Origin of the sequence: Pseudomonas sp. MYb60 (assembly GCF_002979555.1) — a bacterium.
Taxonomy (GTDB): Bacteria; Pseudomonadota; Gammaproteobacteria; order Pseudomonadales; family Pseudomonadaceae; genus Aquipseudomonas.
In genome coordinates, this window is record NZ_PCOZ01000001.1 from 323,715 (window position 1) to 336,327 (window position 12,613).

At 65.1% G+C, this 12,613-nt stretch carries 3 protein-coding genes; 1 reads left to right on the plus strand and 2 read right to left on the minus strand.

Annotation, left to right across the window (positions count from 1 at the left end; genetic code table 11):
- Positions 1–4,848: an NEL-type E3 ubiquitin ligase domain-containing protein gene (locus tag CQ041_RS01515; protein ID WP_105520708.1), complete on the minus strand. Its 4,848-nt coding sequence runs from the start codon at positions 4,846–4,848 to the stop codon at positions 1–3.
- 132 nt (positions 4,849–4,980) lie between these two features.
- Between CQ041_RS01515 and CQ041_RS01520 the strand changes: the two genes are divergently transcribed.
- A complete protein-coding gene (locus CQ041_RS01520) occupies positions 4,981–9,507 on the plus strand; it encodes a dermonecrotic toxin domain-containing protein (protein WP_105520707.1) in 4,527 nt (1,508 codons plus the stop codon).
- Here the strand turns inward: CQ041_RS01520 and CQ041_RS01525 are convergent.
- Positions 9,469–12,576, minus strand: coding sequence for a transglycosylase domain-containing protein (locus CQ041_RS01525; protein WP_105520706.1), 3,108 nt, complete (start codon positions 12,574–12,576; stop codon positions 9,469–9,471). The two genes, CQ041_RS01520 and CQ041_RS01525, sit on opposite strands and share 39 nt — an antisense overlap.
- Between the last annotated feature and the right edge of the window lie 37 nt (positions 12,577–12,613).

Sequence of the window (12,613 nt, forward strand, 5' to 3'; positions counted from 1 at the left end):
TCAATCGTCGAGTGCCTGGCGCGTCAACTGGCGGGCGAGTGCCTGCTTGCGTGCTGCCAGGTCATCCTGCAAGCGCTTATAGGTCAGATCGCTCATGGGCTCCTCGGTGAACACGCGGTTGTGGGACAGGCCCAGTGCATTGGCCAGGGTTTTCACGGCCGGTCGCAGCGCCTGCCTGGCGGTACCTTCGGCCCTGAACCAGGCGTGTTGGGCCTGCTGTAAATCGTCTATCAGCCCGGACTGTTGCTGAAAGTACGCAAGGTTGCTCGCCAGCGCCTCGGCGTGATTGACGCTCAAGTAGTCGTCCCAGAACGCCACTTCCAGCATGCGGTTGGCCAGCCCGTCACCGTGCTCGCCACGTAATACCTCGTGGTAGGCGCGTTCCAGCATGGGGCCGTCCACGGCGGCGGTTTCGCGGTAGACCATGTGACCGGCGAGCCAGGGCAGATCCAATGAATGCTTGAGGCCGGTCTGGTAGGCCGCGTGCACCTGCACTTCATCCACCGTGCCCGGTACGCCGTCCAGCATATCGGTGCTCAGGCGCAGGCCAAGGCCGCCCAGTTCAGGCGGGGCGATGCGCCGTGCGACTTCATCCTCTGCCAGCGCCGTCACCGCGTTCAGCCGGCAGACTTGGCGAGCCAGATTGGCCAGGCGATGAGCGAATGCCTGCTGGGTGAGCAAGGGTCGCTCAAGCCAGGTTTCGTGCAGCAGCGTCTGCACGCCCAGATTGTTGAAGATCTGCGCGCTGGCGTCGGCACAGTTGCCGGGCTGACCGGCCATGATGAAGAAACGTCGGCGCAGGGCTTCGTCGGCGTGGATCGCGTCGAGCATGCGCCATACGTTGTCAGTCAGTTCGGCGCGATTGCGGAAGTAGTCGGCGTGGTCGATCAGGTTTTCGAAATAATCCGGTGGCTGCAAGCCGCGCAGCACTTCAAAAAAGCCTTGGGAATTGTGTTCCCGCTCCAGTTCGTCCCACTGTTGCTGGCGCAGTACGCGCACGTCATCGCTCAGGCCCTGCAGCCAGAACGCGCTGTCTTCCGGGCCCCTGGGCGGATAATGGCGATAGGGGTCCAGGCCGGCGGCGAGGCGGTAGCTGACCATCCGGTCCTCGTTCTCCAGGGTCAGGCGGTTGCGGTCCAGACGGGTGCGCGCCACAAGGTCGGCCTCGGGTTGCCACGGCAGAAACTGCGGCACGTGGTCAATGGCGGTGCTCTGCAGGTCGAGATGAAAGTGCGACGAGCGCGTGTGTTCGAACAGGCCCTCGGGCCACTCGCGAATGCCGGTGTTGGCCAGGTACAACTCGCGCAAGTGAGGCATAGCGCCGACGTCCGGCACAGTGGTCAGGCGGCGGTTATTGGACAGGTCCAGGGCGCGCAAGTGGGTGAGGCCGTTCAATCGCGCCAGCCGCGCGGGGTTCCAGCGCAAGGGGTTGTTGCCCAGCCCCAGCAGGCTCAGGTGCGGCATGGCGCTGATGGCGTGGGGCAGGCGGGTCAGGTGGTTGCCGGTCAGTTCAAGGGCGATCAGGTTGGGAAACAGGTCCAGAAATGCAGCCTGTTCGTCACCGAAGTTGCTGTCGATCAGGCTCAGGCTGGTGACAAAAGGAAAGGGTGAGCGGGGCGCGGGAGTGGCGCGCAGATGGATGCCCAGTGGCCAACCCTCCAGTTCCAGATGGCTGCCGGGGTGGCGCACACCGTAGTAGTCCACATAACCGCTGGCGCTGTCTTCCCACGCCTGGCACAAGGCGGCTTTCAAGTGCGTCCGGGTCAGGCGTTCGGCTTCGCGTGCGCGCAGGTTACCGCCGTGCCAGCGAGCGGGGGCCCGGACCCAGGCGTCGAGGTCTTCGATCAAGGCCTTTTTTTCCGCTTCCAGAATGTCCAGGGCCTGGCGCCCCTCAACCGTGTCCAATTGCTGGACCTTGGCATTCAGGCGCTCGCCCCGCAGAGTCGGGTAGAGCGCCCGCACCCGTTGCTCCACGGAGGGCGGTGACCCACTGAGCAACCGGCTCACCCACTTGAACCGTGGGCGTTGCACCAAGCGCAGGGTTTCCCGCTGCGCTGGCGATGGAGCAGGCAGTACGGTGCGACGCGCCTCTTGGGTCTGCGTTCGCTCGATAACCCAGCGGCGCATACCGTCGCCACCGCTGAAGCGCTCGCGCTGGGCAGCGGGCAAAGCCTGCAACACGCCACTGTAGAAGTCTGTGGCGGTGTTCGGTGCAAGGCGGTAGCGGGCGTTTTCATCCCGCACCAGCACCTGCACGGTAGTAGCGTCATCCGGCCCGGCAGCGCAACGCAGGTGACCACCGCGGCTGTGTTCGCGCACTTCCAGGCGCAGGTCGCCGAAGGCATCGGTGTACCGTTTCAGGGTGTTGAGTATCAGGCGTTCGCTGTCGAGGTGAAACAGCGGCGGCAGGTGCAAGCCCTCCAGGGTACGGAGTTGGCGGGCCTCCTCGGCCAGCTCGCGGGCCTTTTGGGCGAGGCGCAACGGTACGTGTTTTTCGTTGCGCAGGGTGGCCAGTTCAGCGGGCCGTGCCTCGGCCAACAGCGCTGTCACCGCGCTCGCCGGCAGGTCAGGTGCGGCGCTGCGTACCTGCACGCCCTCGGTGCTGTTGAGCTGTTCGTTGTGGCCGTAGAGGTAGTCGAACACGCCGCGGTGACGGACCGCGAGTTGATCGGCGAGGTGTCCGCGCAAGGCCTGGATGCGCGCGGTACGCGCTGCGGGCACGGTGGGCAGCAGCGCACGCACATGGCGTTCATCGAGGCTGTCCACCAGGCGCTCGGCGAGCTTGCCTTCGTTCAAGGCCATGCGGCTGATAGCCAGGACCTGGCGCGCATCGGGAGTGCCGTAGCGCTGGTGGCTGCCGCTGAGGCTGGCGGCTTCGTACACGTCGATGGCCTGCTCCGTTGGCCAGCCCGGCAATTCGATGGCCATGTGCGGGCTCCAGTAAGTGTCCTGGTCCACCGCTTCGCCGGCCCGCAGGCGTTCGGGCAGGCGCTGGACTTCATCGTTGATGCTCAGGCGTTTGAGGCTGTCCATCAGCAGCGGCGGCGGTGCACTGTTGTCCACATGCACAGCGCGCAAGGTGCCGGATTCGGTGGCGCTGATGGCGCGGGCCAGTTCCAGTTGGGCATCGCTGAAGTGATCCAGTGAGTGCCCCAGGCGCCGCAGCAACGTGGCGTCGTCCCAGCTGCGCGGACCTTCCGCTTCATGGCGCCAGGCGCCTTCGCCGTTGTGGTCCAGGCGCGGCGCGTAGGCGTCGGGGCGGCTGGGATGCTGGATGCGAAAAATGTCGTCGCCATCCCGTTGCACTGCATAGTGCTTGCCAGCAAGCGTCAACCGGGTTTGCTGCTGGCGCAGGCCCAGGGCGTCGCGGGCGCCAGGCGCGGATTCATCCTGCAAGGCGTAGGGGCGCAGGTCCGGGTTCCACAGGCGGGTGTCGCCGTTGACCTTGACCGGCTTGAGCTGGTCGATGAAGGCCGATGGTACGAGCTTGCCGGCGACGCCGAAGGCGCCCAGTTGCACCACATCGCTGACCACCCCCACGAGATGTCCGATGGCTTCCAGTGCTTGACCCTCGGCAAGATCGACCACGCCTTCGATCACTTCATCCAGCAACTGGTAGGCCGTGTAGGCGAGCATCAGCTCGCCGAGGAAGGGAACGAAGGGTGTGACCACCAGCAAACCGACGTCAAGCAATTCGTCGAGGATTTTGCTGACGTTGTCCCACCAGGCCCAGCGTGCGCGGCTGTCGCTGTCGGCGGTGGACACCACCCGCTCGCGGGCGTCATTGAAGATCTTGTCGAGGGCCTGCTGGTAGCGCCACGGCCACAGGTCGCGCTCGATGCGACGTGCGCCGTAGGTCACGCGTCGGCCCTGTTGAAGTGCGGCGAAGAAATGCCCGCGCTGTTGCTGGCCGACGTACAGGCTGAAGTCGCGGCGGTAATTGCTGCTTTTGAGGCGGGCATTCAGCGCGTCCATGAACGCTGGGATGCTCGGGTAGTCCTTGAGCGGTGCCTGTGAATCGTGGGGCAGGTAGACGGTGATGGGCACGCTGGCGCGAGCCTTGTCCAGGTCTGGCGCAATCAACAGCGGCCCGGTCAGCAGGGTGTCGTGCATCCGCAGCGCATGAAACTGCATCACCCCGCGTTCACCGCGCAGGGTGCGTTGCATCAGGTGGAAGCTGGCCGCGCTGATGTCCTGTCGGGCCAGGGCCATGTGCGCCGCCAGGTCGAGGGCGGCTTGCTGGCTGGCGATGACGGCGGGTTGCAGGCCCGGCACCATCAGGTGGGCTTGCAGGTGGGCCTGGTAACGGGCGCCCAGGTCCAGCTCGCGGCACAGGCTTACGAACTGCTCGATGCTGATTCGCGACTTGAGCGGCTTGCTGTCGAAGTGGCCGCGGGCGTCGGGGCGGGTGATGTAAGTGGAGCTGTCACTGAACCGCTCGTCCCGCGCGAAGTTGTGCAGCGCGGCGTCCAGCAGCGACACCGTGCGACTGGTGGTCGCTGGCAGGATCGTGCTTTTGACGACGTGTAGAAACAGGTAGGTCTCGCGCACGTTTTCTTCCAGGGCGTACTGTCGCTTCAGCGCCTGGAGCAGCAGGGGTTCGGCAAAGGCATACACGTCCTGGATCGCCTGCAAGCGCTTGTCGACGTCATTTTGGGTGGTCCAGGCACGGGCATTGGCCTGCTTGAGCGCGCTGCCGGCCTGGGTGTGCCAGGGCGCGATGGCCGGAGGTGTGCGGTTCAGCGCCTGGGCTCTGGGCCAGGCGGTGTCCCGTAACCAGGGTGGGATTTTCTGCGTGATCAGTGAGTAATGCGGGCCTTTGTTGGGCATGGCGGAGGACCTGGGCATGAAGACAAAGCCATCAGCCTAGGGCGCGGGTACGCCGCCGGGGACTACATAGTTAGCTGGGGTAATTGTCTATCGAGGGCGGACTGATGCCGGGGCGTAGCGTGACGGCTTTGCCGCTTGGGAAACCCCCTTATGACCTCGTTGCGCCAAACCCATCTCGACGCCCTGCACGCATTGTTTCGAGCCCCACCCGCGTTGGCGGCGGTGGCCCTGCAGTGCGCCCAGGCCTACCTGGACACCCACCTGCGCGCCTGGAACCTGTCGGCGCAGTTGATCTACCTCGCCAGCCCCACCGGGCCCTATCAGTCCCTGCCCGAATTGCTGGTGCAACGCCTGGCCCAGGCGCGACCGATGTTGCTGGTGGAGGGCTATCACCAGGTGATGCGGCGGACGCGTGAAGTGTACTTGCCGGGCGCGCCGACCCTTGCCGAGTTGGAAACCCTGATCAATCAATGTGGCACGCAGTTGCTCGATGCCTATGGACAACGTCTGCACGCCTGGTGGCACGAGCCGGTGGCCGGGCACGTCAGTCGCTGGGCGGGGCTGTCGGACGGGCTGCTGGGCTTGCTCCACGATGCACCCGCACCGCCCGGCTTAAGCCAGGACGAGTGGGATCGATGGTTCCCGCAAAACCTGTTGAAACGCCGTCGTCCCGATCCGTACTGGAGCATGCACGGCCCGGCACGGGTGCAGGCTGTGTACCTGCGCCACGAGGGCCAGGCCGATGTCCAGGCGTTGATGGCGCCGTTGCTGGTAATCACTCATCGCGCCCCCACCGGTGCCGAGCAGTCCTTGCTGTTTCGCCCGACCAGCGGCGTGCAGGTGCTGCAACGCCTGGACGATGCCGAACCGTGGCTGCAGGCCTGCGATGCCGCGCAGAACCAGTGGTTCGTGGCCGAGGTCCAGGGTGACCCCTTCGACAACCTCGCCGCCGCTTACCTGGCCTGCCAGTTGCGGGACATCGACAGCATCGAGCGCACGCTTGCGCGTACCCCGCAGCAGATCCTCGACATGCTGGACGCCATCACCGATGCGCGCCGCTGGTTCGTCGAGCGCTTGAGCCCATTGCAGCAGCACCTGCGCAACAGCTTGCCGCTGTGGCTGGCCCAGGCGGGCGCCGCCGACAGCCTGGCCTGCGCGCGTCTGCTGCAGGACTGGTTGCAATTGCGTCAGCAGCAGGGCGCCGTGCACTTCATGGACGGCATCGCGCCGTTGCAGGCGTTTGCCGTCGAGCGCCTGCGCACCTGCCTGGGCCGAGAACCTAAAGCCGCCGCGCTGTCCGCGCAAGCGATCAGCCTGACGTTCAACCGGGTGATCGCCGCTGCCGTGCCAGTTCCGGGCGGCTTTATTGCCGGTGAAGTCGAACCTATCACCCTGACCTTGCCCGAGCTGGCGTTGGAGAACCTCGTCGGGTTTCCCCACACACCCAAGGCCATCACCCTGAATGGCAAACCGGCTCCCGAGTGGCTGAGCTACGACCTGCTCAAGGGCTGCGTGACGCAGGTCGATATCGGTCAGGCGTATCCCGCGCTCTTGAAGAAAAACCTGCTGGATGACGTGGGCGAGGCTGCTCGGCGGCGGCAGTTGTTCGGCGCGCAGTGGCGCATTCAACTGCCGATGCTGGCCCTGGAAATGAAGCTGCGGGGCGCGCTGAGCCTGATGGGCTTTCAACGCGTGCAGGCTGCGGTCAAGGGCCAGGCGATGGCGTTGTGGCCGCTGGCATTCAAGGCCAGCGCCACGGCGGATGCGGACCGGGTCGCCACGATGTTTGTGATCGGCCCCCGGGACTCGGGCTTCGGCCCGCACCTCTTGTACCAACCGTTGTCCAGCACGGCCTTGCAGGAGTTCCCCACCCTGGCGGCGCTGTTGGAGGCGATTTGCATCCCCGGCCCGTTGCAGGACGACGTGCTGGCCTGGATTGCTCCGGCGCGTCAGTCGGTATACGCCAAAGGTGGTTTGCGCGAGCCGCACATCCGGCATTTTTTGCCCACCGACGAGTTCACCCACTACGAAAAACCGGCGCCGGCCACCCTCGCTAAAATACTGAGCGACGCACCACCGGCCCACCAAGTGTTCGCCGCCGTTGCCGAGGCGTTGGTGGGGCTGGCCGACCGGCAGACGCTGTCCAATGCCGAACTGCGTTGGGCTCGCTTGAAGCAGGCCGGCTGGCTGCTGTTCAGTTCGCTGCTGCCCTATGCCCGTGGACCGTTGATGCTGGGTGGCTGGCTGCTGCAAGTGCTCGACAGTGCGCAACAGGACATGGCCGGGCTGGCCAGCGATGACCTGGGCGTCGAAAGCGCGGCGCTCGTCGACCTGCTGGTCAACCTCGTGGCGATCCTCGCCCATCAGGCCGCGCCCCACGATCCGCGCGGTGAGCTGCCCTGGCCGCACCCTGTGTTCAAACCCGTGTTACAGACGGCGCCCATCGCGCGGCCACGGGTGCAATTGCCCACCCCGGCCCACTTCACCGCCCCCGCCGGCTGGGCGAATGCCCGGGACGTGCTGACGCATGAGTTGCAGCTGCGCCTGCGTGCGTTGAGCCTGAAAACCCTGCCGGGCTCGCAACTGAGCAAACGCACCAGCGGCCGCTGGCAGGGCCTGTTGCGTGACGCCCGCCACACGCCGGCGCAATGGCAGGCGCAGGTGCGCGGCGAGTATTACCGGGTACGCATCGACCGGGGCCGCGTGCGTGTGATCAGCCCGGACGGTCGCACCGACGGGCCATGGCTCAAACCCGTGGGGCAGGGTGTGTGGGACGTTGATCTGCAACTGCGTCTGCTGGGTGGCGGGGACCGCCAGACCGATCGCCCTGCCGACGACTATGTGAAGCTCGAGGAGGCCCATGAAAAGGCCACCCATGAACGGGACCGCGCCAGTCACGCGATGGAAAAGGCCCGCAGCCTGCTGGACAAGAAGAACACCACTCTGGATGAGCGCCAGCGCAATCAGATTCAAGACAGCTATCGCCAGGCGATGGCCGACAAGGTGTCCGCCCTCGAACAGCAGCTCCAGGCCCTGCGCCGCCTGCGAGCGCTCAAACCGCGGCCGCGCTATGAAGAGGATGTGTGCGAGGTGCTGGAAAACCTCATCCTTACCACCCAACTGCTCGACACCCAGATGCGCCATCAAATGGCCGCGCTCAATGCTAACGTGCGCCCACTGCTCGACGGGCTGGCGCAGGAAACCGCAGAAGAAGCCAGGACCCCTGCCAATCGCCAGGCTCACCGCGAGTTGCACGAAGGCATGCGCGCCTTGGCCGCTGTGCACGCACGGGCGATTCATTGGCGGGGGCTGGAAGCACGCTACCTGGACGCGCTCTTCCACGTGCCCCGGCTGGGGCGTGACCGTGCCAGGGCGGTGTCGGCCGGGATGCATGCGCGGCCTTCGGTGCTGGATCTGCAGTCTCTGCAACTCACCACGTTATGGGGCATTGCCATCGACATCGAAGCCCCGCTATTGGACGAGGATTTCTTCGCCAGCATGGGTGACACCCTCGACCGCGCGCGCTGGGCCAGTCGCTCCCTGGCCGACCTCGACAGCCTGAACACCACCGCCGCCGAGCGCATTGAACTGTTGGAAAGCATCGACCACGTGTACACCCAGACCGACGACCAGATCGAATTCTGGCGCACCTTCGAACCGGACAAATTCAACGTTGACTACCTGCAAAAACTGCAGGAACTGTTAGCGTCCATGCACCAGCACGCCCAAGGCCTGATCGCGCAGGTGTTGCAACCTGAGGACAAGCCGATGCCCGTGCCGCGCAGCGAGGGGCAACGGCGCAAAAAAATCATCCGCACCCGTAACCGCGACATATTGGTTGCCGAACTGAGTGAGCCGGACCCCGCCGCGTCGGCTGAAACCGCGCGCATGCACGACGACAAAGGCAACCTACTGGCTTCGTTCACCGAGGGGGAAGATGGTGTCTGGGACCTGTCGCGTAGCCCGTCGCCGCGACCGGACCCAGGCTTGGGCAGCCTGTTGAAACAAGCCGAGCGCGCACTCAAGGATGTCGACCGCGCCATTGCCAGTGTCGAGACGATGGTCGAGCGCGCCAACGACCCGGCGTCTTTGCAGGAACTGCTTGAAGCCCAGGGGCGCAGCCGTGAATGGCTGGCCGATGCTGTCCGCAACAAGCTGCGCAGCCTCGACCACGCGCGACTGTCGGCGCCGCAACAGGCCCAGGCACAGGCGGTCGAAAGCCAGCTGCGTGCTGCCGTGTTTCGCCTTGATGCGGCCGGGTTGGACGCCAGGGTGCGCGCTACGCGAAGACGAACGTTGAGCCAAGACGATGTGGCGTTTTTGCACCGTCAGCGGGAAATCCGCATTGTGCGAGAAGGCCCCAGGGTGAAGCTGGCGGGCAGCCGCAACGATTTTCTGCAGGAATACCGCGTGTTGGATGTGCACACGGGCAAAGCGCTGTGCTTTGCGCATTTTCATTACGCGCGCCAAGTCAGCCCGGACGATCATTTCACTGCCGCACACCTCAAGACCCCCGAGCAGCGGCGCCTGGGCCAACAAGCCCAGGCCGAGGTGCAGGCCGCCGCATTCGCGCGCATGCGCCTGGGCCAGACCGGCCGTGCGCAGCAGACCCTGGAGATTCATCGGGCGCAGATCCAGCTACCTTTGGCTCGTCGCCTGTTTTTCAGCGTTGACTGAGGCGAGCGGCGCACACAGCGTCTGGCTGCCCGGCTGCAAATACGGCATCAGGATCGGTGCCATGCCCTTGAGCACCTGCACCGGCAGGGCCGAGGTGAAGGTGAAGTGCTCGGCCGATTGACCCGGTACAAATGCGGTCAGCGTGCCGAAGTGATGGTCGCCCAGGTAGAACACAAAGGTCGCAGTGCGGTTGATGGATTTGGAACTGATGATGCGCCCGCCGGCACCGATGGCTTCGATTCGGTTGTCGCCGGTACCGGTCTTGCCGCCCATGGCCAGTGGCGTGTCATCGGCGAGTTTGAAGCTGCCCGCGACACGTTTGGCGGTGCCGGCGTCCACCACCTGGGACAGCGCGCCGCGCAGGGCCCGGGCCACCTCCATCGCAAGCACTTGTTTGCCAGGCGCAGGGTCGTTGACCACCCGGGTTTCATACGGTGTACCGGCGGCGAAGTGCAGGGTGTCAATGCGCAGCACCTTGGGGCGCACGCCGTCGTTGAGGATGATCCCCATCAGCTCGGCCAGCGCGGCCGGACGGTCGCCGGAGCTGCCAATGGCCGTGGCCAGCGACGGCACCAGATGGTCGAACGGATACCCCACCGCCTTCCAGCGCTGATGGATATCCAGGAATGCCTCGACCTCCAGCATGGTGCGGATGCGGCTGTCCCGCGCACGTTGATGGCGACTTTTGAATAACCAGCTGTAGACCTCCTGACGCTCGAACTGGCTGGCCTTGACCACGTCGCTGAAGCTCGCGTCGGGATGGTTGAGCAGGTACCCCAATAACCACAGGTCGAGCGGGTGGACCTTGGCGATATACCCCTGATCAGGCAAGTCGTAGGTGCCCGGGCCGTATGCCAGGTAGAGTTTTTGCAGGCGTTCGTCGGTGATCTTTTCGCTGGCCAGGTGTGAGCGCATGAACCGGTTGAAACTCTCCTGGCTGGCATTGGGCAGCAGGTAACGATGCACGGCGGCCAGGCGGATCGGCGTCGGGCGCAGGCTGTCGAGGAAAGTGTCGAGACGGGCCTGGGTGTCTTTCTTCTGGTACTTGCGCCAGAACTTGCGCAGGTAGGTGGTGCCTTCGCGGTCGGCAAACCCGGCGAGGTATTCCTGGCGGCGTGGGTCGCTGTCGTCCTTGAGCAATTGGGCGCTGTTGTTTTCGCCGGAGTAGGTGGTGTAGCGCACCACGTCGCGCATCAGGCGAATGAACGGCAGGTTGATCGACTCGCGCAAGGCGTCGCGCAGGGTGGGGTTGCGGCCGTTGTCCTGGCTGCGGAAGTTATGAAAGGTATGCAGGCCACCGCCGGTGAAAAAACGTTCGCCGGGGCTGGCCGAATAAGTACGGTCGAGGGCGGCATCGAGCATGCTCGCCAAGGATTTGTCTGGCGCCTGGGTCAGGTAGTCGAGGGCCCAGCGGCTGAGGCGGTCTTGCTCATCCACGGTGACTTTTTTCAGCGCGGCCGGCGCTTGGGCGGCGTATCGGGTGTGCAGCTCGCTGATGATTTGCAGGTAGGTGGTCAGCACTCGAAGCTTGGCGGTGGAGCCCAGTTCCAGCTTGCTGCCTTCGTTGATATCGAAGGGCTGGTCGGTGTTGTCGGTTTGCACGCGCACTCGCGAACCGTCGGGGGTCAGCTCGAACAAGGTGAAGCTGTAGCGCACTTGCGCGGTGCTGGACGCGGTGAGCAGGCGCTCGCCGAGCAGGCCGGTCTGGCGGGCGTATTCCGGGTCCGCCAAGTGCTTGAGGTAGTCGCTGACCTGGCCCTGCAGTTGGGCTTGCAGGGTGCTGGTGGCGGAGAGGTCGAGGCGGTCCAGGTCATACAGCGGCCGGTCGAGCAGGGCGGCCAGGCGGCTGCGCGCCACACTGATGCCTTTGTTGGTTTCGATCGGTTGCACCGTGGGTTGTTGCACCCAGTCGCGGTAGGTGACCTTGGCGGCAAGAGCGGCACTGAGCAAGGCCGGTTCGATTACCCCGTTCTGGGCCAGCAGGCGCAGGTGGCTGTCGGTCAGTTGCACCAGTTCTTCGCGGCCTTTGGTGAGGTAATGGGAAGGCCGGCGCTGGGCGATGATCAGCGACAACACCTGACGCAGCGCGAGGCCCTGCGCGGGCGTCACCGGGCCCAGCAGCGCCAGGTTGACCTGGTTGAAATCGGCGCCGTACCACACCCGCAAACCCTCGGCCATGCCGTGCACTTCACCATGGCCGGGCACCGCCGACAGCGGCACGCTGTTGAGGTAGTCGCGCAAGATATTTTGACGCGCCCCCAGGGTCTCGGGCCCGGCGTGGTAGGCGCGCACGGCGGCGGAGAACATCTGCCGCAGTTTTTCCCCACCTGACACGGTCAGGCCGTCCGGCGAGTGGCGGTATTTCTCCAACTGGGTCGCGAGGGTACTGCCGCCAGCGCTCTGGCCCGGCAGGTGCAGCAGCTTGGCGACTTGCGACCACGCGGCCTTGGCAAAGCGAGGCCAGTCCACGGCGGGATTGGCCTGGGGCTGCGCGGGGTCGAGCAGGTCGCGGTTTTCTATGAACAGCAGGCTCTGCGTCACCAACGGCGGGATGGCCGCGAAGCTGGCGTAGAGTTGTTGCGGGTAGTTGTACTGGTACAGCGGCACGGCGCGGCAGTCGGTGATGGACAGCCCGGCCTGGATTTTCTCGGCATACGGTACGAACAGGCCCTTGGCGCTGTAGTCCATCAGCGCTGGGGAGAACCGTACCTGAGACTCGACCACATACCCGCGCTTGAGCAGGCGTGGCAGGAAGCTGTCGAGATCGCTGTAGCCCAGGCGCCGGTCGAACGGGCCGGCGCCTGGATAGGCGATGGCCTCACTGGGACCGGGCTCGACCTGGTAGGTGAGGTCACGGGCCAGGCGACTGAGTTCCTGGGCTTGCAGGCGCGAGGTGCGCAATTCCTTGGAGGCGGCGACACCCAGGCCGATCAGGCCCATAAAGACGATTAGCCAGAACAGGCGGCGACCGTAACGGGGCGTGGGTTTGTTTTCGGGTGACGGCGCTGGTTCCGAACTGCCTTTTACTGTCGCAGCCTTGCTTGAGTCGGTTTGCCACAGTGCGCCCATAGTCGATTGATCCTGCACACAGATTGATCGGACTTGC